The following is a 24,715-nucleotide window of genomic DNA, read 5'->3' as shown; positions in this document are numbered from 1 at the left end:
TGATCAATAGAGAAGTGCAAGCCTGCGATGGTTCAACCGGTCAGCCGCGGGCTTCCTTGAACAGTACGGCGATGCCGGGATGATAGTTGCCCGCTTCGTTGCGCAACTTGCGGTAGGCGTAGGGGAAATACCAGGCGACCGCGCAACTGTGTTCCTTTTGCAGGTCGTCGACCATGTCCTGGAGTTCTTCCGGCGTGGCGCCGTGCTGGGCTTTTTGCGGGGCGACGAACAGGCAGCCTAGTTTCAGGTCGCTGGCGTAGCTGATGCGCTTGGCGTCGCTGGTGATATCGGCCAGCGCCTGTGTCAGGTTCAAGCTGTTGACCCGTGGCCAGCGTTGCGTGGCCTGGAGGTAGGCGCGTTCTTCGCTGCTGGCGATGAACAGGTCGGCGCGGGCGTTGCGTTCGCCTTCCTCGTTTTGTTTGCGGGTGGGTGTGTTCTGCAGCGTGACCATTTCCGCCATCCACGCGGCAGCCGAGAGCAAGCCGAGGTTGGCTTTTTCGTCGTACCAGTAAGGCGTGTCGTTATCGCCGCGCACCGCGTTGTAGCGGTCGATACAGTCAAACCAGCGCTCCAGCACCGGGCGCAGGAATTCCAGCTTCGGATTGCTGATGGTCATGCCTTGCATGTGGCTCACCCTTGTTATTGTGTTGTCAGGTTGTGGCGCTTTGATATCACTGCTGAGAGTGTGGCACAAGATTGGCGTCATTTTATTGATCGACGGCAGTTATTCGCCCGGCGGTCTCCCGGCTTTAATTGACGCTCCACCCCCAACCCTCTAACCTTCGCGGCTTGTTTCAGGTGCTCTGTGGCGTCGGTCGACAGAGTGAAACAGGGAAGCCGGTGTGTGCGCTCGTTCAATTTATGAACAACCACGATCCCGGCGCTGCCCCCGCAACGGTAAATGAGTGAAGGCTGCGCCTTGAGCCACTGTGTCGAATGTCGATATGGGAAGGCGCGCAGTCAGGCGAAACGCCGCTCATGAGCCCGGAGACCGGCCTGATCCATTCAGCGGCATCACGGTGGGCGATGCCAGGCTTCTTGCCGTCTATTCTTGTGCCTGCCCGCCGTTATCCAGCCTCAACGGAGAGCTCCCCCATGACTGATACTCCCGATCGTGACGAACGCCATCTGGCGCGCATGCTGCGCAAAAAAGCCGTGATCGACGAACGCATCGCCAATTCCCCGAATGAATGCGGCCTGCTGCTGGTGCTGACCGGCAATGGCAAGGGCAAAAGCAGCTCGGCCTTCGGCATGCTCGCCCGCTCGATGGGCCACGGCATGCAGTGCGGCGTGGTGCAGTTCATCAAGGGGCGCAGCAGCACGGGCGAAGAGTTGTTCTTCCGACGCTTCCCGGAGCAGGTGCGTTTTCATGTGATGGGCGAGGGCTTTACCTGGGAAACCCAGGACCGCCAGCGTGACATCGCCGCCGCCGAAGCCGCGTGGGAAGTGTCTCGCGAACTGTTGCGCGATCCGTCAATCGGCCTGGTGGTGCTCGATGAACTGAATATCGCCCTCAAGCACGGCTACCTCGACCTTGATCAGGTGCTCAGTGACTTGCAGGCGCGTCCGCCGATGCAACACGTTGTCGTCACGGGTCGCGGCGCCAAGCCGGAAATGATCGAGCTGGCTGACACGGTCACTGAAATGGGTGTCATCAAGCACGCCTTTCAGGCCGGGATCAAAGCGCAAAAAGGCGTCGAGCTGTGAATCAACCACGTCATTGCCCGGCGGTCTTGATTGCCGCGCCGGCCTCCGGTCAGGGCAAGACCACCGTCACCGCCGCGCTGGCCCGTTTGCATCGCAATCAGGGTCGCAAGGTGCGCGTGTTCAAATGCGGCCCGGACTTTCTCGACCCGATGATTCTCGAGCGCGCCAGCGGTGCGCCGGTGTATCAGCTGGACATGTGGATGGTCGGCGAACAGGAAAGTCGTCGACTGTTGTGGGAAGCCGCCGGTGAAGCGGATCTGATCCTGATCGAAGGTGTCATGGGCCTGTTCGACGGCACGCCGTCCAGCGCCGATCTGGCGCGGCACTTCGGTGTGCCGGTGCTCGGGGTGATCGACGGCACGGCGATGGCGCAGACCTTTGGTGCGCTGGCGCTGGGGCTGGCGAAGTATCAGCCGGACTTGCCGTTCGCCGGCGTGCTGGCCAACCGCGTGGGCACCTTGCGCCATGCGCAATTGCTCGAAGGCAGCCTGACCGAAGGTTTGCGCTGGTACGGCGCGTTGTCCCGGGAAACCGGGATCGAGCTGCCGAGTCGGCATCTTGGTCTGGTGCAAGCCAGCGAGCTGAACGACCTCGACCTGCGCCTCGACGCGGCGGCCGAATCGCTGGCCAACAGCTGCGACGTTACGCTGCCGCCGCCTGTGGAATTCGCCGCTCCAGAAGTGATCGCCGCCGAGCCGTTGCTGGCCGGTGTCCGAATCGCCGTGGCCCGTGATGAGGCGTTCGCTTTCACCTACGGTGCGAGCCTGGATTTGCTTCGGGCCATGGGCGCCGAATTGTCATTCTTCTCGCCGATCCGCAACACGCAATTGCCCGAGGCTGACAGCCTCTATCTGCCGGGCGGCTACCCGGAATTGCACCATGTGGCGCTGTCTCGGAATACTCAAATGCTCAACGCCATCCGCGCTCATCACGCGGCGGGTAAACCCTTGCTGGCCGAGTGTGGCGGCATGTTGTATTTGCTCGATTCGCTGACCGATGTCGAAGGCACGCGGGCGGAGCTGGTTGGTTTGCTGAGCGGTGATGCGGTGATGCAGAAACGATTGGCGGCGCTGGCGTTGCAGGCGGTTGACTTGCCGGAAGGTTCGCTGCGCGGGCATACCTATCATCACTCGCTGACCAGCACCGAGCTTGAGCCGATTGCTCGTGGCCTGAGCCCGAATGGCGGGCGTGGGGCGGAGGCGGTTTATCGTGAGGGGCGGATGACCGCTTCTTATGTGCATTTTTATTTTCCGTCGAATCCGACCGCGATTGCCGCGTTGTTTGCGCCTGACCGGGAGGCCGCCATCGCTGGCAAGCCAGCTCCTACAGTTGATCACCTAACCCCTGTAGGAGCTGGCTTGCCAGCGATGAGGCCATGACCGACAACGCCTTTTCGGAAGCCGAACGCGAAGCGGTCTACCGAGCCATCGCCGAACGCCGCGACATGCGCCACTTCAGCGGCGGCACTGTCGACCCCGAGTTGCTCCGGCGCCTGCTCGACGCCGCGCACCAGGCGCCAAGCGTCGGCCTGATGCAGCCCTGGCGGTTCATCCGCATCAGTGACCGGGCCCTGCGCAGCAAGATCCAGTTGCTGGTGGAAGAGGAGCGCATGCGCACCGCCGAAGCCCTCGGCGAGCGCACCGACGAATTCATGAAGCTGAAAGTCGAAGGCATCAACGACTGCGCCGAGGTGCTGGTCGCTGCGCTGATGGACGATCGCGAGCGGCACATCTTTGGCCGTCGCACCTTGCCGGAAATGGACATGGCGTCGTTGTCCTGCGCGATCCAGAACCTGTGGCTGGCGTCCCGTGCAGAAGGACTCGGCATGGGCTGGGTCTCTTTGTTCGAGCCGCAAGCCCTGGCCGATCTGCTGGGTTTGCCCGCCGGGGCCAAGCCTTTGGCTGTTCTTTGCCTGGGCCCGGTCAAGGAATTCTATCCGGCGCCGATGCTGGTACTCGAAGGCTGGGCGCAAGCGCGCCCGCTCAGTGAAATGCTGTACGAAAATTATTGGGGAGTGAGTCAATGAGTGTGGCGTTGTTGAGTGTCGCCGCGGTTGCGCTGGATGCGCTGCTGGGTGAACCCAAACGCTGGCATCCGCTGGTGGCGTTCGGCCGTTTTGCCGACCGCATCGAGCAACGTTTCAATGGTGGCGGGCGCGGCTGGCGCAGCCACGGTGTCACGGCATGGGTGATTGCGGTGTTGCCGCTGACCTTGCTGGCCACGGCGTTTTCCTGGGCGCCTTACGTTGGCTGGATCGTTGAAATTCTCGCGCTCTATTGCGCCCTCGGCCTGCGCAGTCTCGGTGAACACGTCGAGCCGGTCGCCAAGGCGCTGCGCAGTGATGATCTGGAGGAGGCGCGCACACGCGTTGGCTATCTGGTCAGTCGCCAGACCAGCGAACTGGATCAAACCGAAGTGGCCCGTGCCGCTACCGAATCGGTGTTGGAGAACGGCAGCGACGCGGTGTTTGCTGCGCTGTTCTGGTTTGCCGTGGCCGGTGCGCCGGGCGTGGTGCTCTACCGATTGAGCAATACGCTGGATGCGATGTGGGGTTATCGCAACGAACGCTTCGAACGGTTTGGCTGGGCGGCGGCGAAAATCGACGACGTACTCAACTACATTCCGGCGCGGCTGGTGGCATTGACCTACGCGCTGCTGGGCAAAACCCGACTTGCACTGAAATGCTGGCGCACCCAGGGCCCGACCTGGGACAGCCCGAACGCCGGGCCGGTGATGGCTGCGGGAGCCGGTGCGCTGGGCGTCGAGTTGGGCGGGGCGGCGATTTATCACGGCGAATTGCATCAGCGTCCGCAACTGGGTGAAGGCGTGCCAGCGGACGCCGACTCCATTGACCGTGGCTGGCAATTGGTCCAGCGCGGGGTATGGTTATGGCTGCTGATTCTCTGCGTGGGAGCTGAATTCTATGCTTGAACACGGTGGACGGTTGCGCAAGGCCGCGCTCGAATACGGTATCGCCGAAGCTGATTGGCTTGACCTGTCCAGCGGCCTCGCGCCCTGGCCGTTTCCTGTCCCGGACATTCCGTTGCGCGCCTGGGCGCGGTTACCGGAAACCGATGACGGCCTGGAGCAGGCCGCCTGTGATTATTACGGCACCGCGCAGGTGTTGCCGGTGGCCGGTTCGCAAATGGCGATCCAGTTGCTGCCGCGTTTGCGGCGGGACGGCAAGGTTGGCGTGCTGTCGCCGTGTTACGCCGAGCACGCCGAAGCCTGGCGTCGCAACGGTTACATCGTGCGTGAAGTGCTGGAGCAGGAAGTCGACTTCTTCCTCGACAGTCTCGATGTGCTGGTGGTGGTCAATCCGAACAATCCGACGGGCTTGAGCCTGACTCCGAGTCGTCTGCTCGACTGGCATTCCAGGCTGGCGCAGCGCGGCGGCTGGCTGGTGGTCGACGAAGCGTTCATGGACAACACGCCGCAGCTGAGTCTGGCGCCATGTGCCCATATGGTGGGCTTGATCGTGCTGCGTTCCTTCGGCAAATTTTTTGGTCTGGCCGGGGTGCGCTTGGGCTTCGTACTGGCGGAGCGCAAGTTGCTCAAGTTGCTCGCCGAACAAGTCGGACCCTGGGCCGTCAGCGGGCCGACCCGCGTGTTGGGGCAAGCCTGCCTGAAGGATGCCGAAGGCCACGCCAGACAACGTCTGCGTACCGAAGAAGCCAGCAAACGGCTGGCGCTGTTGCTTGAAGAACACGGCTTCAAACCTCAGGGCGGTTGCGCGTTGTTTCAATGGCTGGTGACCGAGTGCGCCGAAGAGCTGCATGAGTTCATGGCCCGGCGCGGCATTCTGCTGCGGTTGTTCACCCACAACAGCAGCCTGCGTTTCGGCCTGCCCGGCGAAGAAGCCGACTGGACCCGTCTCGCGCAAGCGTTTACAGATTACGCCAAGGAAAGCCGATGACTACGCTGATGGTGCAAGGCACTACATCGGACGCCGGTAAAAGCACGCTGGTGACGGCGTTGTGTCGCTGGGTTACGCGGCAGGGCGTGCGCGTGGTGCCGTTCAAACCGCAGAACATGGCGCTCAACAGCGCCGTGACTGCTGACGGTGGCGAGATCGGCCGCGCGCAAGCCGTGCAGGCTCAGGCCGCCAACCTCGAACCGCACACCGACATGAACCCGGTATTGCTCAAACCCAACAGCGACACCGGTGCCCAGGTGATCATCCATGGGCGCGCCGTCACGACCATGAACGCGGTCGCCTATCACGACTACAAAGCCATCGCCATGCAAGCGGTGCTGGCCTCCCATGCGCGGCTGAGCGCGGCGTATCCAGTGGTCATGGTCGAAGGAGCAGGCTCACCGGCCGAGATCAATCTGCGCGCCGGCGACATCGCCAACATGGGGTTCGCCGAGGCAGTGGATTGCCCAGTTGTATTGATCGCCGACATCAATCGCGGCGGGGTGTTCGCGCATCTGGTAGGCACCCTGGAACTGCTGTCGCCAAGCGAGCAGGCACGGGTCAAAGGCTTCATCATCAACCGTTTTCGCGGCGATATTGCGCTGCTGCAGCCGGGCCTCGACTGGCTGGAAGCACGCACCGGCAAACCGGTGATTGGCGTTCTGCCGTACGTGATGGACCTGCACCTGGAAGCCGAGGACGGCATCGATCAGCGCCAGACCGACAAGGCCGATCAAGTGCTCAAAGTGGTGGTGCCGGTGTTACCGCGCATCAGCAACCACACCGACTTCGATCCGCTGCGCCTGCACCCGCAAGTCGACCTGCAATTCATCGGCCCCGGCCAGGCGATTCCGCCCGCCGACCTGATCATTCTTCCTGGCTCGAAAAGCGTGCGCAGCGACCTTGCGTATCTGCGCGCCAACGGCTGGGAAACCGCCATCAGCCGACATTTGCGCTACGGCGGAAAAGTCCTGGGTATTTGCGGCGGCCTGCAAATGCTCGGCGAGCAGGTGCACGATCCGTTGGGCCTTGAAGGTGCGCCGGGCTCCAGCGCCGGTTTGGGGTTGTTGGCGTTCGAAACGCAACTGGAAGAAGAAAAGCAGTTGCGCAATGTGCGCGGGCGTCTGGCGCTGGAAGATGCGCCGGTCAGCGGCTACGAAATTCATGCCGGCGTCACCACCGGCCCGGCATTGGAAAATGCCGCCGTGCAGCTGGACGATGGCCGTTGCGATGGCGCGCAAAGTGGCGACGGGCAGATTTTCGGCACCTACCTGCATGGCCTGTTTGAATCGCCGGCGGCGTGCAGTGCGCTGTTGCGCTGGGCGGGTTTGCAGGATGTGCAGGAAGTGGATTACCACGCGCTGCGTGAGCGAGATATCGAGCGGTTGGCGGATTTGGTGGAGAAGCATCTGGATACCCGACTGTTGCGTGAGCTCTGCGGGATTTGAGGTGGCTGTTCCGGCCCCTTCGCGGGCAAGCCTCGCTCCTACAAGATCGAGAGTCGCGCAAACCCGTAGGAGCGAGGCTTGCCCGCGAAGAGGCCATTGACCGCACCGCCTATTTGAAGGAATGAACCATGCTGCAACTGATCCTCGGCGGCGCCCGTTCCGGCAAAAGTCGCCTGGCCGAAAAACTGGCAGCAGACAGCCAGCTCCCGGTGACCTACATCGCCACCAGCCAACCTTTGGACGGTGAAATGAGCGAGCGGGTCGCCCACCACCGCGCCCGTCGTCCAGCCGAATGGGCGCTGATCGAAGAACCCGTTGAGCTGGCCCGCGTCCTGCGTGAAACCGCCCGTGCCGAGCGTTGCCTGCTGGTGGATTGCCTGACCCTGTGGATGACCAATCTGCTGATGCTCGACGACGCCGAGCGCCTGACAGCCGAACGCGAAGCCCTGCTGGACTGCCTGGCCGAACTGCCGGGTGAAATCATTTTTGTCAGCAACGAGACCGGAATGGGTGTCGTACCGCTGGGCGAATTGACTCGCCGCTACGTCGATGAAGCCGGTTGGCTGCATCAAGCTTTGGCCGAGCGCTGTCAGCGAGTCGTCCTGACCGTCGCCGGCCTGCCCCTGACTCTGAAAGGAACTGCGTTATGACTCAATCCTGGTGGCTGAACCCGTGCAAGCCGATCGATGCCCAAGCCGTCGAGCAGGCTGAAGCCCGGCAACAGCAACTGACCAAACCGGCCGGTTCCCTCGGGCGGCTGGAGTCGGTGGCGGTGCAGTTGGCGGGATTGCAGGGGCAGGTCAAGCCGAGCCTGGATCAGCTGTGGATCGCGATTTTTGCCGGCGATCACGGCGTGGTCGCCGAAGGTGTGTCGGCGTTTCCCCAGGAAGTCACCGGGCAGATGCTGCACAACTTCGTCAACGGTGGGGCGGCGATCAGTGTGTTGGCGCGCCAACTCGGCGCGTCGCTCGAAGTGGTCGACCTCGGCACGGTCACGCCGTCGCTGAATCTGCCGGGTGTGCGCCACTTGAACATCGGTGCTGGCACCGCGAATTTTGTCGACGGCCCGGCCATGACTCAAGCCCAGGGTGAACTCGCCTTGCAGGCCGGTCGCGACAGCGTGCGGCGCGCCATTGCGGCGGGCGCGCAGTTGTTCATCGGCGGCGAGATGGGCATCGGCAACACCACGGCGGCCAGTGCGTTGGCCTGTGCCTTGCTGGATTGTCCGGTGGTGCACTTGACCGGGCCGGGCACCGGCCTCAATGCGGCGGGTGTCAGTCATAAGGCTCAGGTCATCGAACGTGCTTTGGCCTTGCACAGCGCTCAGCGTGGCGATGCACTGCAAACCCTGTTCAACCTCGGCGGTTTTGAAATCGCCGCACTGGTCGGCGCGTATCTGGCCTGTGCCCAGGAAGGCGTCGCGGTGCTGGTGGACGGGTTCATTTGCAGCGTCGCCGCATTGGTGGCGGTGCGTTTGAATCCGCATTGCCGCGAGTGGCTGTTGTTCGGGCATCGCGGTGCCGAGCCGGGTCATCGCCATGTGCTGGAAACCCTGAACGCCGAACCCTTGCTGGACCTCGGTCTGCGCTTGGGCGAGGGCAGCGGCGCGGCGTTGGCCGTGCCGTTGCTGCGCCTGGCGTGTGACCTCCACGGGCAAATGGCGACCTTCGCCGAAGCCGCCGTGGCGGACCGTCCGGCATGACCTTGCGCCTGGACCTGTTGCGTCACGGCGAAACTGAACTGGGCGGCGGTTTGCGCGGCAGCCTCGACGATGCACTGACCGCCACAGGCTGGGCGCAGATGCGCGCGGCGGTGGTTGCGCAGGGGCCATGGGATCGTCTGGTGAGTTCGCCATTGCAACGCTGTGCGCGGTTCGCCGAAGAACTTGGTGCGCAACTGGGGTTGCCAGTGCAGCTGGATAAAAGTCTGCAGGAACTGCATTTCGGTGCCTGGGAAGGGCAGAGCGCAGCGGCGCTGATGGAAACGGATGCCGAGGCGTTGGGTTTGTTCTGGGCTGATCCCTATTCGTTTACGCCGCCGCAGGGTGAGCGCGTCGCGGATTTTTCGACGCGAGTACTGGCCGCGGTCGGGCGTTTGCAGACTGCCTGCGCGGGCGAGCGTGTGTTGCTGATCAGTCATGGCGGCGTCATGCGTTTGTTGCTGGCGCAGGCGCGGGGATTGCCGCGCGAGCAGTTGCTCAACGTTGAAGTGGGCCATGGTTCGCTGTTTTCGTTGAACGTCGAACCCGGCGTCATTCTCAAGGAAGCGATCTGATCATGTTGCCGTTCTGGATCGCCCTGCAATTTCTGAGCAGCCTGCCGATTCGTCTGCCGGGCATGCCGGCGCCGCAGGAGTTGGGGCGCTCGCTGCTGTTTTATCCGCTGGTGGGGCTGCTGTTCGGCGGGATCTTGTGGGCGTTGAACTGGGCGTTGTCGGGCGCGCCGTTGTTGCTGCACGCGGCGTTGCTGTTGACGGTTTGGGTGTTGCTCAGCGGTGCCTTACACCTCGACGGCCTGGCCGATAGCGCTGATGCGTGGCTCGGCGGTTTTGGCGATCGCGAGCGAACGCTGACGATCATGAAAGACCCGCGCAGCGGTCCGATAGCGGTGGTCACGCTGGTATTGGTGTTGCTGCTGAAATTCGCGGCGTTGCTGGCATTGATTGAGCAGCAGCACAGCGTTTTCCTGATCATCGTTCCGTTGATTGGCCGTGCTGCGTTGCTCGGGCTGTTCCTGACTACGCCGTATGTGCGGGCAGGTGGCTTGGGGCAGGCGCTGGCCGATCATCTGCCGCGTCTGGCCGGCAAGCAGGTGCTGGCGGTCAGTGCATTGGCTTGTGTGCTGATGGCAGGGCTCGGCGGTGTCGTGGCGTTGGTGTTGGCGGCGCTGGTGTTTATCTGGTTGCGGCAGGCGATGCTGCGGCGATTGGGCGGGACCACGGGCGATACGGCGGGGGCGTTGCTGGAATTGCTGGAGATGGTTTTATTGATTGGCCTTGCACTGTTCCTGTAGGAGCGAGTGGTGCGGCGATCCGACTTGCCCGCGAAGAACGATAACTCAGTTTTTCTGTTAGATCGCGGGGCATTCTTCGCGGGCAAGCCTCGCTCCTACAGGTGGCATTGTTTAAATATTTGCATTCATTCAACCGCGGGTATATACACGCACCATGCTCGACTCCCAATGTTTATGCATCAACCTGCGTCGCGCCGCCCGTGGCGTCAGCAGGCACTACGACGGCGCTCTCGACGGCTTCGGAATCAACGTTGCCCAGTATTCTTTGTTGTGCAATCTGCAGCGTCTGAATGAACCGAGTATTTCCACCCTGGCGGAAGCCATGGGCCTGGACCGCAGCACCCTCGGGCGCAATCTGCGGGTATTGGAAGGCGACGGCCTGGTCATGCTGGTCGAGGGCGAAGACATGCGTAATCGCATCGTCAGGTTGACCGAGGCCGGTGCTGAACGCCTGAAAGCGGCCTTGCCGGCCTGGGAGGCGGCGCAGCAGCGACTGGTTGATCGTCTGGGTGCCGAAAAACGCGAAATTTTGCTGAAGCTGCTGGACGAACTGGCCTGACGCCAGTTTTTCCGATCTTAAGCGGGTATATACCCGCTACCGGAGAATAAGAATGACATCGATGTGGCGTACTTGCGGTTGGGTTTTAGTGGGGAGTGCGCTGATCCTTGCGTTGTCTCTGGGCGTGCGACACGGCTTCGGGCTGTTTCTGGCGCCGATGAGTGCCGAGTTCGGTTGGGGGCGTGAGACGTTTGCCTTCGCCATCGCCTTGCAGAACCTGATCTGGGGCCTGGCGCAGCCCTTTACCGGCGCGTTGGCCGACCGCTTCGGCGCGGCGAAAGTGGTGCTGATCGGCGGCGTGCTCTACGCGATGGGCCTGCTGTTCATGGGCTTGTCCGATTCGGCGGTAACCCTGTCGCTGAGCGCGGGCCTATTGATCGGTATCGGGCTGTCGGGCACCTCATTTTCGGTGATCCTGGGCGTGGTTGGCCGCGTGGTACCCCCAGAGAAACGTAGCATGGGCATGGGTATCGCCAGCGCTGCCGGCTCTTTTGGCCAGTTCGCGATGGTACCTGGCACGCTGGGTTTGATCGGTTGGCTCGGCTGGTCGGCGGCATTGCTGGCGCTGGGCCTGCTGGTCGCGCTGATCGTGCCGCTGGTCAGTATGCTCAAGGACAAGCCGTTGCCGGTCCTCGGTCACGAGCAGACCCTCTCCGAAGCCTTGCGCGAAGCCTGTTCCCATTCGGGATTCTGGCTGCTGTCTTTCGGCTTTTTTGTCTGCGGTTTCCAGGTGGTGTTCATCGGTGTGCACTTGCCGGCGTATCTGGTGGATCAGCATTTGCCCGCCACGGTCGGTACGACGGTGCTGGCGCTGATCGGGTTGTTCAACATCTTCGGTACTTACACAGCGGGCTGGCTCGGCGGGCGGATGTCCAAGCCGCGTTTGCTCACCGGTCTGTATGTGCTGCGGGCTGTGGTGATTGTCCTGTTTCTGTGGGCGCCGGTGACGACAACCACGGCGTATCTGTTTGGCATGGCCATGGGCTTCCTGTGGCTGTCGACGGTGCCGTTGACCAACGGCACTGTGGCGACCTTGTTCGGTGTAAGAAATCTGTCCATGCTCGGTGGGATCGTTTTCCTGTTCCACCAACTCGGATCGTTCCTGGGTGGTTGGTTGGGCGGGGTGGTGTATGACCGAACCGGGAGTTATGACTTGATCTGGCAAGTAGCGATTCTTTTGAGCCTGTTGGCGGCTGCCTTGAATTGGCCAGTGCGTGAGCGGCCGGTGGCGCGCCTGCAAACCCGGATGAGCGCGACATGAACAGCCTCTGGCCACGAATCGCCGTGGCAGCGGGCGGCCTGTTGCTGCTGGCCCTGGCGTGGTGGGGCTGGCATCAGGGCGGGCTGGCGTTGATGCAATTGGGCATGGGCGCTTGCTAGCACGATGTGAGGGCGAGTAAGTTCAATGCAGACGACTTTTCAAGGATGCATGGACATGCTGATGCGCTGGTTTGCCGTTCCCGCGTTACTCATGGCGTTTACCGGATTGGCTCAAGCGGCCGACGAGTGCCCTGAGCTTTTGCAAGGCTCGTTGCCCAAGCTGCGGGCCAAGGAAACGATCGACCTGTGCCAGCGCTTCGCCGGCAAACCGCTGGTGGTGGTCAACACCGCGAGCTTTTGCGGTTTCGCCCCTCAGTTCAAAAGCCTGGAGGCGCTGAATCAGCGTTACAAGGGGCAGGGGCTGGAGGTGATCGGTGTGCCTTCCAATGACTTCAAGCAGGAATCCAAGGATGGTGCGGAAACCGCCAAGGTTTGCTACGTGAATTACGGCGTGACCTTCACTATGACCGAGACGCAGAAGGTTCGCGGTGATGATGCGATTCATCTGTTCCAGGTGCTTGCCGCCCAAAGCGATGCGCCGAAGTGGAATTTCTACAAGTATGTGGTCGATCGCAAAGGCAAGGTGATCGCCAACTTCTCCAGCCTCACCACGCCTGACGATCCAGAATTCATCGCCGCCGTGGAAAAAGCCCTGGCTTCACAACCCTGATCGACATCCACTAAAAAGCCCCGCCTCTGTAAAGAGCGCGGGGCTTTTTTGATTCAGGCGGCGAGGGGTTCAGGCTCGCCGTGAATCACATCAGAAGCGGTAGGTCGCACCAATGCCGAAACCGTTCGCCCAGTTTTCATACTTGGCGTTGTAGGTCTGGTTGCGAGGAGCACCGTTGCTGTTGTTGACCTTGACCGACTCTTCGCGCAGGTACGAATACGCTACGTCGATGGTCAGGTCGTCGGTCGGGCTCCAGCCAGCGCCCAGGCTGAAGATCTTGCGATCGCCAGTCGGAATGCGCGGGGAACGGTTTTCGTTGTTGGTCGGCGCCTGGTCGACGGACAGACCGGTACGCAGCACCCATTGCTTGTTCAACTGATAGGAAGCACCGATGGCGTGAGCCCAGGTGTCGTGCCAGTTCTGCTCTTCAGTGATCGTGCGAAGGCCGCGCGCTGCCAGAGCGGCAGGAACGCCTTCGTTCTCGACGGTGATTTCTTTCAGGCGGCTCCAGCGAGTCCAGGTGCTGCCTGCGTAGAGGGTCCACTTGTCGTCTAGCTGATGAGTAACCGAGAAGTCCACGGACTCAGGCGTGGTGATGTCCAGCGAAGCGTCGAACTTCTGGTTCGGGTTCTGGCCCAGCGCCGCGAGCACGCCGTAGTTAACCTTGGTGTCACCGTCCAGCTTGTACTTCACTTTCGAGTGATAGGTCAGGCCGAGGCGAGTGCTTTCGAGGGCTTGAACCATGATGCCGATGTTGTAGCCGATAGCGGTGTCGTCACCCTTGATCTTGACGGTACCGTCCGCTGCCTGCGGGTTCAGCGACAGGTTCGATTCCAGCTTGCCGTCGATGCGGTTGATGGTCGGACCGAAACCGATGGACACCTTGTCGTTGAAGGCGTAGCTGACAGTTGGCTGCAGGGTGACGATCGTGACTTCGCTCTTGCTGCCGAAGTATTTGCCGGCGAAGCCGTTCTCGTAGTCGGTCACCAGGCCGAATGGTGCGTAGACGCCGAAACCGACAGCCCACTGGTCATCGATTGGCTTTACGTAGTAGCCCATGGGTACGCCCATGAAAGGGACCATGTCACCTTTGTTGGTACCACTATTCGGGCGGGAGCTTGCATCGCTGATGTCAGCGTGCGCGTCGATAAATGCAACACCACCGGTCACTTGTTCGCGCTTGAGGCGAGACATACCGGCAGGGTTGCCAAAAACGGTGGATGCGTCGTCGGCAGCAGAAGATCGCCCGGCAAAACCAGTGCCCATCCCACTGATGCTTTGTTCGTTGAGGGCAAAACCACTTGCGAAGATTTGGGTGGATGCCAAGGCAACGGCGAGGCTAAGGGTGGTTTTGAGCATTACTTTTTTCATTATTAGAACTCCTGGTGATCACCGGGGCGAAAATTACCAACATTTTCGTCCCAGCGCTATAGGCTGTATTGCTTGATTTAGAGCGGTTTTGTAGGACAATCCGACCAAAATCGCGACCTGTTGGGCGATCTTGTTGAGCGAGGGGTTCAGCAGGCGACTTGATTCAACGGTGATACACAGGTTTGCCAGGCGTAGGTGAAATCTCTCAGGCGTCCTTGGGGTTGGAAGGTCTGGCGCCAGATTCGGGCCATTCCCAGCAAGTCGTCTGCTTCGGGGAGGGGGGTGTTCTGTTCTTCGACCAGCAGCCAGGCGATGGCTGTGGCGTAACGCAGGTTTACGGTCAATTCGAGGTGTGGGCCGCTGAGGAACGCATGCTGGCTGGCCAGTCCGCGCACCAGGCTCGCGCGTTCCGGATCAAGTGCCAGGTAATGGTCCCAGAGTGCCTGGTGGCGGGGTTCGGCGATTCGGTACAAGCCGTGTCCACGGCGGTCATGCAGGGCGGAACCAAGGGCTGACTGACTGGCGGCGATGCCCAGCAGCAGGGATTCGGCGGTCGCGCTATGGCGTCCCAGGTAGATCAGTGTCGGACGGATCACATAACGGCACAGTTCGCTGGCAGCGATACCCATAAAACCCTCGAACAAGAAGTGGTCGGCGAGTCCTGAACTTAGCGTTGGCAGCGGGTGGATCGACTCAGGCTCGCCGTAAGCGGTTCAAGCCGCTTGAGTTGAAGTGTAGTGTCATATTCGCGCTGTAAAGGTCTGTTTTTAAAATATTTCTGGCGGACAGTTATAACTGTTATATCGGTTAGTGCTTACGCGGCGGCTGCGAAAAGGGAAATATCGGGCAATAAAAAGACCCGTTTTTTAGGGGGGGGGCGGGTGTTCTTTTGTTTGGGTGCATATCCATTCTTGGGGTAACGGCTGCTATTGGTTTCGCTTTTACAGCGAGTCACTTTCGAAAAGCGCGAAAGTAACCAAAGCGCTCTTGCCCCTTTCGTTCGGTGGCTCGCTAATGCTCGCCATGCCCTCGCTCCGGTCCTGCTCCGTGGGCCCGCCGCGATCGGCCATCCCTGGCCGTGCGCGGCTAACCCGGCATCCATGCCGGGTTGCCCACTGCGCAGAACCTCCACTCGGCCTCTCGAGGGGGCGACTACCGCCACAGCCGCCGAGGCGGCCTGAAAGCCGACCTGGTTCTTTAGATGTCCGCGTTGTCCTTCTCTGATGCGTTCACTCATTCCGGATATGTATACCGCTCCCCTGTAGGAGCCGGCTTGCTGGCGATGGCGTCCTTTCAGGCGATAAATGCGTTGACTGACCCACCGCTATCGCCAGCAAGCCGGCTCCTACAGTTGATCGTATTTATCCAAACACATCTGCATTTCCCTTGTAGGAGCCAGCTTGCTGGCGATGGACGTCAACGATAACGCGGGCTGTCTGAATGAACGCGTTGTCCAGACGATTTTCGCCGGCAAGCCGGCTCCTACAGGGAATCCCATACGCTTTTGATTTCCACCACTCATCAGGCCGAGCGTTAGCTCGCCTTCCGCTTTTGATCTGAGCGCCCCCTCGAGAGGCCGAGTGGAGGTTCTGCGCAGTGGGCAACCCGGCATGGATGCCGGGTTAGCCGCCCCCGGCCATGGATGGCCGATGGCGGCGGGCCCACGGAGCAGGGCCGGAGCGAGGGCATGCCGAGCCTAGGCGAGGCACCGAACGAAAGGGGCAAGAGCCCTTTGGTTACTTTGGGGCTTTTCCAAAGTGACTCGCTGTAAGAGCGAAACCAATAGTCGCCGTTACCGAAGAATCGGATATGTACACCTAGCCCAGTCCCAAACGCCCAGAAACGGCCGCACACGAAACAACAGGCAATAAAAAGCCCCGCTTTTCAAGGCGAGGCTTTTGAGGTTTTCAGCGTTTCTGGCGTCTCAGGCAACCAGTGCCTGACGGGTACGCTCGATCACGGCCTGCAGCGGCTCGGCGCTGGAGTATTGATCGGGGTACAGGCGTTCGCTGTGACGAGCGATGCCGTGTTCGTTGACCAGAGTGAAACTGAAGCAGCCTTTGCGAGCGGCCATGATCAGGCAGTTCATTGGTGCAAAAGCGTTGGTTAGGGTGCGAATGGCATCCTGGGTGTGGATTTGAGTAGTCATTAATGGGTGTTCCTACAAGCGACACGGATAAGAACCGTGCAAAATTAAAACGTTCCAGTGACGACGACCACCATTGGTCGAACGAAGAACCCGACTGGAACAAAGCAGCCAGTTTGAAGCGCTGATTAAGTTGGCGCGCTTGGGCTGGCAGGTAGGTACTTAGGAGGGCAGGCAACACATCAAGGGCAAAGGTTCTGGGCCCGGGGTGAAGATCCTGATCAATTTGCAGGCTGGTTCGGTCAGAGTAAGTGAGCTTCGCAACACCCTTTGCTTTCGATTCAAAGGCTGTGTTGGCGCAAGGTTTACCTGGAAACCATCGAGGTGGTCGATCCCGCTTGTTCGGTTGAGGCTTCCTTTGGGAAGGCTGACCGGGAGGATTTGTTCGACCAGAATTGACTTTCAGCTTGGTACTAACGCCGCGGATACTAACGGATTGAATTGCAGAAAGGAAGTGTGTTAGTCAAAAACATCTCCCGGATGCCGCCATTCGTGTGCGGACTGGCGCTTACCCACAGCCAGATAGCGCCGGTTTCGCCCCGTAATGGCACAGATTCCGACCATCGGTCGTCGACGTTCGTCGGTTCGAAACCGGTCTGGATCATGGGTTCGCCAGGGTTTATCCCCAAGCCAGGTGAGAAAATGCGCCGAAAAAGCGCATGGATATAACTGCCTCGAAGGTACTTGTGCACATAAGTTGCGCGGACTGTCACCCCACTGTCATCTGCCCTTCAAACGTAGTGGGTGCCTGTAACCAAAATTTAAGTCAATGAAAAACATCGGTTTTTTTTACTGGTGAAAAAATCGTCAGTTTGACTGCGAGCCCCATTCCACAGGGCTTTGCGAGAGTTCAAGGGCGGTTGTCCACTGAGTTATCCACAGCTTCTGTGGATTGTCCCGAGCGCTTGCTCTAGGACGGGCGTGCCGGGTTTTTTTAGGCTTTACCTGTAAGAAAAAAAGAGTAGAGTGGCGCGCCTTCCGATCTGCCCCACAGTGCTTTATGAAGTTTCGCTCAGTACCAGCTCCCGCAACCTCGACACCTACCAGCGTCACCCCACCCAAGCGCTTTTCGATGCGTGTGGCCGAATGGCTGCTGGACAGCCCGCGCCTGGGCGAAAACCACAACGTCAAACATTTCGCCGGGCGTTTGCTCAAGCAGCCGGCGCGTGAAGGCGTGGTGGCCGCGCAGAGCCGTCTCGGTCAGTTGATGTGCCGCGAGTGCGGGAATGCCCGGGACCGCCGTATCGGCCAGGACCTCTTGCGTCAGGCCGCGCGGGCCGGGGATCGGCGCGCTCAACAGGAACTCGGTCTGATCGAAGACTGAGCTGTCCAAGACCTGACACCTTGGTTAACCTTCAAGCTTTATCGAACGGGCAGGATTGGCTATGGCGATGGACTTGACCAGCATATTGCTCGGTCTGGCGGGTGCTGCACTGCCGTTGCTGGCATTGGCCTGGCAACTTCAGCGCCGTGCGAGCACCTCGCAGTCAGAGGTTGCATTGCTGGAAGAGCGTCTGGCCATGGCCAACCTGGCACAGGACGGGCTGAATGCCCAGCTCGAAGCTGCTCGCGACGAAATCGCTGACCTGGGGCAGGCCAACGCCACCAAGCAGGCAGACCTCGCCGCCTTGCGCCGTGAAGTCGAACTGCTGCAGATCGAACGTGATGACGCCCGCGACGCCGCTCATGCCTGGAACATTGAGCGCGCCGGCAAAGACGTTGAGTTGCGCCGCCTGGACGCTCAAGCCGCCTCGCTGAATGCCGAGCTGCGTGAGCAACAGGAAAGCCATCAGCAGCGTCTCAGTGACCTGCAAGGCTCGCGGGACGAGCTGCGTGCCCAGTTCGCCGAGCTGGCCGGCAAGATCTTCGACGAGCGCGAGCAGCGCTTCGCCGAAACCAGTCAGCAGCGTTTGGGGCAGTTGCTCGATCCGTTGAAAGAGCGCATCCAGTCGTTTGAAAAACGCGTCGAGGAAAGCTATCAGGCCGAGGCGCGCGAACGCTTTTCGCTGGCCAAGGAGCTGGAGCGTCTGCAACAGCTGAACCTGCGCCTGAGCGACGAAGCGACCAACCTGACCCGCGCCTTGAAAGGGCAGAAGACCCAGGGTAACTGGGGTGAGCTGATTCTCGAGCGGGTGCTTGAGCACGCCGGTCTGGAGAAGGGCCGCGAGTATCAGACCCAGGTCAATCTCAAGGGCCCGGATGGCGAGCGGTTCCAGCCGGACGTGATCATTTATCTGCCGGGCGACAAACAGGTGGTGGTCGACTCCAAGGTCAGCCTGACGGCCTATCAGCAATACGTGGCGGCCGAAGACGATGCCATCGGCCAGATCGCCATCAAGCAGCACGTGCTGTCGCTGCGCAACCACGTCAAAGGTCTGGCCGGCAAGGATTACAAACGGCTCGACGGCTTGCACAGCCTGGATTTCGTCTTGCTGTTCGTGCCCATCGAAGCGGCGTTTTCCGCGGCGTTACAGGCGGAGCCAACGCTGTTTCAGGAAGCGTTCGACCGCAACATCGTGATCGTCAGCCCGACCACGTTACTGGCCACCCTGCGTGTCATCGACAGCCTGTGGAAGCAGGAGCGGCAGAGTCAGAACGCCCGTGAAATTGCCGAGCGGGCAGGGTGGCTGTACGACAAGTTCGTGTTGTTCATTCAGGACCTGGATGAAGTAGGCAATCGCTTGCAGCAACTGGACAAGGCCTACAGCTCAGCGCGCAACAAGCTGACGGAAGGCCGTGGCAACCTGGTCAGCCGCAGCGAACAGCTCAAGTTGCTCGGCGCGCGGGCCAGCAAGAGTCTGCCGGCGGACCTGTTGGAGCGGGCGATGACGGATGTCGATGGCCTGGTCGAGTTGCCCGAGTAACCTCAAAAGCATCGCCGGCAAGCCAGCTCCTACATTCGACCGAGTTCTAGACTGTAGGAGCCGGCTTGCCGGCGATGGCGTCCGTCAAAACACCACATCACTAAAAACCTGCCGATCTACAACGGCAAATGCCGACTCAACAACGCCCGCAACGCCGCCGGTTTCACCGGTTTGGCCAGGTAATCCAACCCCGCTGCATGCACCTGCGCCACTGTCTCGGGGTGCCCATCAGCGCTGATCACCACGCCGGGCACCGGCTCGCCCAAACGGGTGCGCAGCCACGCCATCAACTCGGTCCCGGTCTCGCCATCGTCCAGGTGATAATCCACCAGCGCCAATTGCGGACGTACGCCATCGCTGAGCAACGCCGCGCATTCGTCACGATTGCGCGCTGTCCAGACCTGACAACCCCAGCGGGTCAGCAAACTGTTCATGCCTATAAGGATGCTGTCCTCGTTGTCGATGCACAGCACCTGCGCACCGCTCAGGAGTTTGCCGTTAAGTTCGGTGACGTTGGCCGGCGCCGCGATTTGCGCCTGAGCCAACGGCACGCTGACGCTGAACACGCTGCCGCGCCCCGGCCAGGAACGCACTTGCAAGGTGTGGCCCAGAACGCGACACAGCCCGTCAGCAATCGCCAGGCCCAAGCCCAGGCCTTTCTCGGCACGGGTCTGGTGGCTGTCGAGGCGTTTGAACTCCTCGAAAATCACTTTCAGTTTGTCTTCCGGGATCCCCGGACCACGGTCCCAGACCTCCAGGCACAGTTCACCCTTGTGCCGGCGAACCCCTAAAAGCACTGGCCCCTTGGCGTAGCGAAAGGCGTTGGTCAGGAAGTTCTGCAAGATCCGCCGCAACAGTTTGATGTCACTGTCGACCCGCAGCGTACTGCCGCGAACGCGGAATTTGAGCCCCTGGTCCCGGGCCAGCGCCTTGAATTCCGCGCCAAGAATATCGAACAGCTCATTGAGCACGAACGGTTTCGGCTCCGGGTTGATCTTGCCGTTTTCCAGGCGGGAAATGTCCAGCAAATCGCTGATCAGGTCTTCGGCCGAGCGCAGTGATGAATCCAGGTGATGAACCAGTTTCTGCGCTTCGCTGGACAAGCCATCGTCCTGATGGGACAGGGCTGCAGAAAACAGTCGGGCGGCGTTCAGCGGTTGCATCAGGTCGTGGCTGACCGCTGCGAGAAAGCGGGTCTTCGACTGGTTGGCCGACTCGGCGGTGCCCTTGGCTTCGGTCAGGGCCACGTTGAGTTGCGACAGCTCGTGGGTGCGCTCGGTGACCCGTCGCTCCAGGCCTTCGTTGGCTTCGGTCAGCGCCTGCTCGGCCTCGCGGAACGCGGTGATGTCGGTGAAGCTCATGACGAAACCGCCGCCCGGCATCGGGTTGCCGATCAGCTCGATCACACGGCCATTGGGGAAAAGTCTTTCAGAGGTGTGGGCACGGCCCTGACGCATCCAGTGCAATCGGCGTGCGACGTGCACTTCAGCTTCACCCGGCCCGCACAGACCACGCTCGGCGTTGTAGCGAATGATGTCGGCAATCGGCCGACCGACGCTGATCAAGCCATCCGGGTAATTGAACAGTTCCAGATAACGCCGGTTCCACGCCACCAGTCGCAGCGACTGGTCGACCACGCTGATGCCCTGGGTGATGTTCTCGATCGCGCCTTGCAACAAGGCGCGGTTGAATTGCAGCACTTCCGAGGCTTCGTCGGCGATGCGCACGACGTCCTCAAGTTGCATTTCCCGACCTTCGATGGCGGCTTTTACCACCGCCCGCGTCGAAGAAGCACCCAGTACACCGGCCAGCAAACGTTCGGTATGGGCGATCCACTCGCTGTCGGCGTTCTGGTTCGGGTTGAAGCCTTTGCCCTGGCGGTAGGCGAAACGGATAAAACTCTGACGGGCGCGTTCTTCACCGACAAACCGTGCCGCGAGTTGCAGCAGATCTTCGATTTGCACCGCCAGCATTGAACGCGCGCTGGGGCGGGCACTGATTTCCTGGCCGATGAAACGCCCGGCCTGCCAGTGCTCCGAAACCCTTGTACGTGACAGCACCGACACCCAGGCAAACAGCGTGAAGTTGGCCGCCAGCGACAACACCACGCCTTGGGTCAGCGGAGTGAGCGGCAGGTTCAGCGGATTGCTGTGCAACCACGCCAGCCCGGGGAACGTGCTCAGCGACACGCCGAGGCTGTGCGCGGCAATCGGCAGAATCAGCGTGTAAAACCACAGGAACGTACCGGCGGCGAGGCCGGCGAACACGCCACGGCGGTTGGCCTGTTTCCAGTACAGCGCGCCAAGCATGGCCGGGGCCAGTTGGGTCACGGCGGCAAAGGCGATCTGGCCGATGGTCGCCAGGCTCGCGGTCGAGCCCAGCAGTCGATAGCTGACGTACGCCAGCAGCAAAATCACCACGATGCTGACGCGGCGCACCGAGAGCATCCACTGGCGGAACACTTCGAACGGCCGCTCGGCGTTGTTGCGGCGCAGCAGCCACGGCAGCAGCATGTCATTGGAGACCATGGTCGACAGCGCCACGCTGGCAACAATCACCATGCCGGTCGCCGCCGAAGCACCGCCGATAAAGGCCAGCATCGCCAGTGCGGGATGGGCCTGGGCCAGAGGCAGGCTGATCACAAAGGAATCCGGCAACACTGAACTTGGCAGCAGCATCTGGCCGGCCAATGCGATCGGCACGACAAACAATGCCGCCAACGCGAGGTACGCCGGGAACACCCACTTGGCCAGGCGCAAATCCTGCGGGTCGATGTTTTCCACCACGGTCACGTGGAACTGCCGGGGCAGGCAGATGATCGCCATCATCGCCACGCCGGTCTGCACCACCATCGATGGCCAGTTGATGGTTTCCTTCCAGTAGGCTTCAAGGCGCGGGGCGAGCATGGCCTGGTCGAAGAGGTCGTCGAAACCGTCGTACAAGCCGTAGGTCACGAACGCACCCACCGCGAGAAACGCGAACAGCTTGACCAGGGACTCGAACGCAATCGCCAGCACCATGCCGCGGTGGTGTTCGGTGGCGTCGAGGTTGCGCGTACCGAAGACGATGGTAAACAGCGCCAGCACCAGCGACACAATCAGCGCCGTGTCCTGGGCGCGGGTGCCCATGGCGTCGGCACCGGCACCGATCAACAGGTTCACCCCGAGCACGATGCCTTTGAGTTGCAGCGCAATGTAGGGCAGTACGCCGACCAGGCAGATCAGCGCCACGACAATCGCCAGTGACTGGGATTTGCCGTATCGGGCGGCGATGAAGTCGGCAATGGAGGTGATGTTCTCCTGCTTGCTGATCATCACCATTTTTTGCAGGACCCACGGCGCGCAGACCAGCAGCAGGATAGGCCCAAGGTAGATCGGCAGGAACGACCAGAGTTGTTCGGCGGCCTGGCCGACGGCGCCGAAGAACGTCCAACTGGTGCAATAGACCGCCAGCGACAGGCTGTACACCCAGGCGCGCACTCGCGGCGGCAGCGGCGCGCTGCGACGGTCACCGTAGAAGGCGATGGCGAACATGATGGCCATATAGGCCAGGGCGACGGCGGCGATCAGCCCGCTGGACAGCGACATGGAAACTCCAGACAAAAGACACACGGGACGACAGCCCGAACAGACAGTCTCGCACGACCGTCCGCGTTAGTCAGTGTCGACCAAGGTCGTGGAGTGGCGGGGTGTCGCAGGGTGGAGCGTCAGTCAGATTTTAGGTGCTTGTGCTGGCCTTTTCGCGGGCAAGCCACGCTCCCACAGGTTCTGTGTCGTATCCAAATCATGCGGTCAGCACAAACCTGTGGGAGCGAGGCTTGCCCGCGAAGGCGTCATCACTGACTGAACGCAATCTCGATCAACCGATGCAACTCCTCAACCTCGAGCGGCGCCGGCGAAAACAGAATGCGAAACACAGTAGGCGCCGCCATCAGATTGATCAGCCGATCAACACTCGGTTTCGGCTGATCCGGATAACGATCCAGAATCATCTGCAACTGCCCGCCAATGATCGTCACACACAGGCCCGGCGTCGGGCTCGATTGCACATCGCGCAGCATGTTGCGGCCAGGTTCGGAGCTCATCTCGTCCAGATACTGCTCGGCCCAGGCCTGCACATCCCCGCGCAGGCTGCCGGTGTTGGCAGGCTCGCTGTCGGGTTGCATGCGCGCCAGGGCGACATCCGCCAGCAGCGCCGACAGATCGCCCCAGCGCCGATAGATGGTCGACGGCGTAACCCCCGCGCGAGCCGCGATTTGCGGGACGGTCACGGTGGAGCGGTCCTGTTCTTCGAGGAGCGCACGGACTGCCGAATGAATCGACTCTTGCACCCGGGCGCTGCGGCCGCCGGGGCGTAAACCTTCTTTAATAGCCATGGAGCGGACCTTAACACAAAGAATTTGCTTTAAGCGCAGACGAGTAGCACACTCCGCAAAAGCAAAAAGTTAGCTTTTGCGGAGTGTGCGCATGTCGAGTTCTGTTTCCAGCCGTTCAACCCTGTGGTTTCTGGCGATCACTTTACTGAGTTTTCTCGCCGCTTCCACGGCGCCGACACCGTTGTATCACTTGTATCAGGAGCAGCTGCATTTCTCGGCAGCAACCTTGACCGTGATTTTCGGCATCTACGCCATCAGTCTGCTGGTGGCGCTGCTGACGGTCGGTTCACTCTCGGACTACCTAGGACGCAAGCCGGTCATTTTCAGCTCCGTCCTGCTGAACCTGCTGGCGATGCTGCTGTTTATCAATGCCGACAGTGTGGCGTGGTTGATCGGCGCGCGGGTGCTTCAGGGATTCGCGACCGGGATGGCCACCGCCGTATTGAGCGCCGCGCTGCTGGACACCGATCGCCAGCAGGGGCCGCTGATCAACAGTGTCGCGCCGCTGCTCGGCATGGCGGTTGGCGCCGTGGGGTGCGGCTTGCTGGCCGAGTTTGCGCCGCTGCCGCTGCAGCTCACTTATTGGGTGTTGTTCGCGCTGTTTGTGATGCAGGCGCTGTATGTCTGGCGCCTGCCGGAAAGCGTCAGTTCGCAACCGGGGGCATGGGCCTCGTTGCGTCCGACCCTGCATGTGCCGACCCAGGCTCGCTCGACCTTGTGGCGAGTGTTGCCGCTGAATATCGCGACCTGGGCACTCGGCGGTTTTTATGCCTCGCTCGGCCCTTCGTTGCTGCGCACGGCCACCGGTTCCACCTCGAACCTGATGGGGGGAGCGGCAGTCGCCGCATTGACGCTGACCGGCGCGCTGATGATCTTCACCCTGCGCAACCGGCCTGCCGCCAAGGGGCTGTTGCTGGGCGGCACGTTACTGCCCATCGGCCTCGTGTTGCTGTTGCTGGGCGTGCACAGCGCCAGCCTGCCATTGTTTTTCCTCGGCACGCTGGTGGCCGGTTGCGGATTCGGCGCCGGTTTCCTCGGCGCGGTGCGCAGTCTGGTTCCGCTGGCGCAGCCCCATGAGCGGGCCGGGTTGATGTCGGCGTATTACGTGCTCAGTTACCTGGCGTTCTGCTTGCCGTCGTTGCTGGCGGGGAACCTGACGCGCACGTTTGGCCTGGTGGCGACCACCGATGGTTATGGTGCCGTGCTGATTGTCCTGTCGGTCGGTGCGTTGCTGGCGTTGATGCGGCCGCGGTCTGCCGAAGTGTGCCGCGCGACCGGTCATCCATAAAAAAACGCGGCGCCGTTCAAGGCGCCGCGTTTTTGTGTGC

23 protein-coding genes and 1 riboswitch are annotated in these 24,715 nt (G+C 61.2%); of the genes, 17 read left to right on the top strand and 6 right to left on the bottom strand.

Annotated elements, in window-relative coordinates:
• Nucleotides 1-40 precede the first annotated feature (40 nt).
• Entirely contained in the window at nucleotides 41-625 is a 585-nt protein-coding gene (locus J4E42_RS12315) for a hypothetical protein (protein ID WP_008033558.1), read from the bottom strand.
• A gap of 154 nt (nucleotides 626-779) precedes the next feature.
• Nucleotides 780-1,015, top strand: a riboswitch (cobalamin riboswitch).
• A gap of 80 nt (nucleotides 1,016-1,095) precedes the next feature.
• On the opposite strand from J4E42_RS12315, the gene cobO reads away from it, so the two are divergent.
• The 14 genes from cobO (at nucleotide 1,096) to J4E42_RS12250 (ending at nucleotide 12,631) form a co-directional block, all read left to right on the top strand.
• Nucleotides 1,096-1,707 carry a cob(I)yrinic acid a,c-diamide adenosyltransferase gene (gene cobO / locus J4E42_RS12310; protein WP_008033559.1) on the top strand — a complete coding sequence of 204 codons (612 nt, stop codon included), beginning with the start codon at nucleotides 1,096-1,098 and terminating at the stop codon, nucleotides 1,705-1,707.
• A complete protein-coding gene (locus tag J4E42_RS12305; RefSeq protein WP_207285346.1) occupies nucleotides 1,704-3,086 on the top strand; it encodes a cobyrinate a,c-diamide synthase in 1,383 nt (460 codons plus the stop codon). The genes cobO and J4E42_RS12305 overlap by 4 nt, the downstream gene beginning before the upstream one ends.
• Nucleotides 3,083-3,733 (top strand): 5,6-dimethylbenzimidazole synthase, encoded by a 651-nt coding sequence (gene bluB, locus J4E42_RS12300; RefSeq protein WP_207285345.1) that lies wholly within the window; start codon nucleotides 3,083-3,085, stop codon nucleotides 3,731-3,733. The genes J4E42_RS12305 and bluB overlap by 4 nt, the downstream gene beginning before the upstream one ends.
• Nucleotides 3,730-4,638, top strand: a complete 909-nt coding sequence (gene cbiB / locus J4E42_RS12295) for an adenosylcobinamide-phosphate synthase CbiB (RefSeq protein WP_008033562.1) — start codon at nucleotides 3,730-3,732, stop codon at nucleotides 4,636-4,638. Before bluB ends, cbiB begins: the two co-directional genes overlap by 4 nt.
• Nucleotides 4,631-5,623: a threonine-phosphate decarboxylase CobD gene (cobD, locus tag J4E42_RS12290; RefSeq protein WP_207285344.1), complete on the top strand. Its 993-nt coding sequence runs from the start codon at nucleotides 4,631-4,633 to the stop codon at nucleotides 5,621-5,623. Before cbiB ends, cobD begins: the two co-directional genes overlap by 8 nt.
• Nucleotides 5,620-7,071 carry a cobyric acid synthase gene (locus tag J4E42_RS12285; RefSeq protein WP_207285343.1) on the top strand — a complete coding sequence of 484 codons (1,452 nt, stop codon included), beginning with the start codon at nucleotides 5,620-5,622 and terminating at the stop codon, nucleotides 7,069-7,071. Before cobD ends, J4E42_RS12285 begins: the two co-directional genes overlap by 4 nt.
• Nucleotides 7,072-7,199: 128 nt before the next feature.
• Nucleotides 7,200-7,721: a bifunctional adenosylcobinamide kinase/adenosylcobinamide-phosphate guanylyltransferase gene (gene cobU / locus J4E42_RS12280; protein WP_008033566.1), complete on the top strand. Its 522-nt coding sequence runs from the start codon at nucleotides 7,200-7,202 to the stop codon at nucleotides 7,719-7,721.
• Nucleotides 7,718-8,773: a nicotinate-nucleotide--dimethylbenzimidazole phosphoribosyltransferase gene (gene cobT / locus J4E42_RS12275; protein ID WP_207285342.1), complete on the top strand. Its 1,056-nt coding sequence runs from the start codon at nucleotides 7,718-7,720 to the stop codon at nucleotides 8,771-8,773. Before cobU ends, cobT begins: the two co-directional genes overlap by 4 nt.
• Entirely contained in the window at nucleotides 8,770-9,345 is a 576-nt protein-coding gene (gene cobC, locus J4E42_RS12270) for an alpha-ribazole phosphatase family protein (RefSeq protein ID WP_207285341.1), read from the top strand. The genes cobT and cobC overlap by 4 nt, the downstream gene beginning before the upstream one ends.
• 2 nt (nucleotides 9,346-9,347) lie before the next feature.
• Nucleotides 9,348-10,082 (top strand): adenosylcobinamide-GDP ribazoletransferase, encoded by a 735-nt coding sequence (locus J4E42_RS12265; RefSeq protein WP_207285340.1) that lies wholly within the window; start codon nucleotides 9,348-9,350, stop codon nucleotides 10,080-10,082.
• Between the two features lie 154 nt (nucleotides 10,083-10,236).
• Nucleotides 10,237-10,641, top strand: coding sequence for a MarR family winged helix-turn-helix transcriptional regulator (locus J4E42_RS12260; protein WP_008033571.1), 405 nt, complete (start codon nucleotides 10,237-10,239; stop codon nucleotides 10,639-10,641).
• Nucleotides 10,642-10,693: 52 nt separating this feature from the next.
• Nucleotides 10,694-11,902, top strand: coding sequence for an MFS transporter (locus J4E42_RS12255; protein ID WP_008033572.1), 1,209 nt, complete (start codon nucleotides 10,694-10,696; stop codon nucleotides 11,900-11,902).
• The gene (locus tag J4E42_RS29450) at nucleotides 11,899-12,021 is read left to right on the top strand and encodes a hypothetical protein (protein WP_008033574.1); all 123 of its coding nucleotides are present in this window, start codon (nucleotides 11,899-11,901) and stop codon (nucleotides 12,019-12,021) included. The genes J4E42_RS12255 and J4E42_RS29450 overlap by 4 nt, the downstream gene beginning before the upstream one ends.
• 61 nt (nucleotides 12,022-12,082) lie before the next feature.
• A complete protein-coding gene (locus J4E42_RS12250) occupies nucleotides 12,083-12,631 on the top strand; it encodes a glutathione peroxidase (protein ID WP_404943247.1) in 549 nt (182 codons plus the stop codon).
• 90 nt (nucleotides 12,632-12,721) lie between these two features.
• On the opposite strand, the gene J4E42_RS12245 is transcribed toward J4E42_RS12250, so the two are convergent.
• The 3 genes from J4E42_RS12245 to J4E42_RS12235 all read right to left on the bottom strand — a co-directional run bounded on the left by J4E42_RS12245 (nucleotide 12,722) and on the right by J4E42_RS12235 (nucleotide 16,151).
• Nucleotides 12,722-14,002 carry an OmpP1/FadL family transporter gene (locus J4E42_RS12245; protein WP_008039174.1) on the bottom strand — a complete coding sequence of 427 codons (1,281 nt, stop codon included), beginning with the start codon at nucleotides 14,000-14,002 and terminating at the stop codon, nucleotides 12,722-12,724.
• Nucleotides 14,003-14,148: 146 nt separating this feature from the next.
• Complete coding sequence (locus J4E42_RS12240) at nucleotides 14,149-14,631, bottom strand: hypothetical protein (protein ID WP_008033583.1); 483 nt, start codon at nucleotides 14,629-14,631, stop codon at nucleotides 14,149-14,151.
• Between the two features lie 1,295 nt (nucleotides 14,632-15,926).
• Nucleotides 15,927-16,151: a hypothetical protein gene (locus J4E42_RS12235; protein ID WP_008031832.1), complete on the bottom strand. Its 225-nt coding sequence runs from the start codon at nucleotides 16,149-16,151 to the stop codon at nucleotides 15,927-15,929.
• A gap of 997 nt (nucleotides 16,152-17,148) precedes the next feature.
• On the opposite strand from J4E42_RS12235, the gene J4E42_RS12230 reads away from it, so the two are divergent.
• Entirely contained in the window at nucleotides 17,149-17,472 is a 324-nt protein-coding gene (locus J4E42_RS12230) for a sel1 repeat family protein (protein WP_032832831.1), read from the top strand.
• Between the two features lie 175 nt (nucleotides 17,473-17,647).
• Nucleotides 17,648-19,012, top strand: coding sequence for a DNA recombination protein RmuC (gene rmuC / locus J4E42_RS12225; RefSeq protein ID WP_207285394.1), 1,365 nt, complete (start codon nucleotides 17,648-17,650; stop codon nucleotides 19,010-19,012).
• A 116-nt stretch (nucleotides 19,013-19,128) separates the two neighbouring features.
• Here rmuC and J4E42_RS12220 read toward each other — a convergent pair whose 3' ends face one another.
• Together J4E42_RS12220 and J4E42_RS12215 are read right to left on the bottom strand one after the other, a co-directional pair.
• Entirely contained in the window at nucleotides 19,129-22,599 is a 3,471-nt protein-coding gene (locus tag J4E42_RS12220; protein ID WP_008031826.1) for a hybrid sensor histidine kinase/response regulator, read from the bottom strand.
• A 248-nt stretch (nucleotides 22,600-22,847) separates the two neighbouring features.
• A complete protein-coding gene (locus J4E42_RS12215; protein ID WP_207285339.1) occupies nucleotides 22,848-23,387 on the bottom strand; it encodes a TetR/AcrR family transcriptional regulator in 540 nt (179 codons plus the stop codon).
• Between the two features lie 91 nt (nucleotides 23,388-23,478).
• On the opposite strand from J4E42_RS12215, the gene J4E42_RS12210 reads away from it, so the two are divergent.
• Entirely contained in the window at nucleotides 23,479-24,675 is a 1,197-nt protein-coding gene (locus tag J4E42_RS12210; RefSeq protein WP_207285338.1) for an MFS transporter, read from the top strand.
• Nucleotides 24,676-24,715: the final 40 nt, after the last annotated feature.

It is taken from the genome of Pseudomonas sp. FW300-N2A2 (assembly GCF_017351735.1).
GTDB classification, from domain to species: domain Bacteria; phylum Pseudomonadota; class Gammaproteobacteria; order Pseudomonadales; family Pseudomonadaceae; genus Aquipseudomonas; species Aquipseudomonas migulae.
This window is presented reverse-complemented; position numbering and strand designations above follow the sequence as displayed.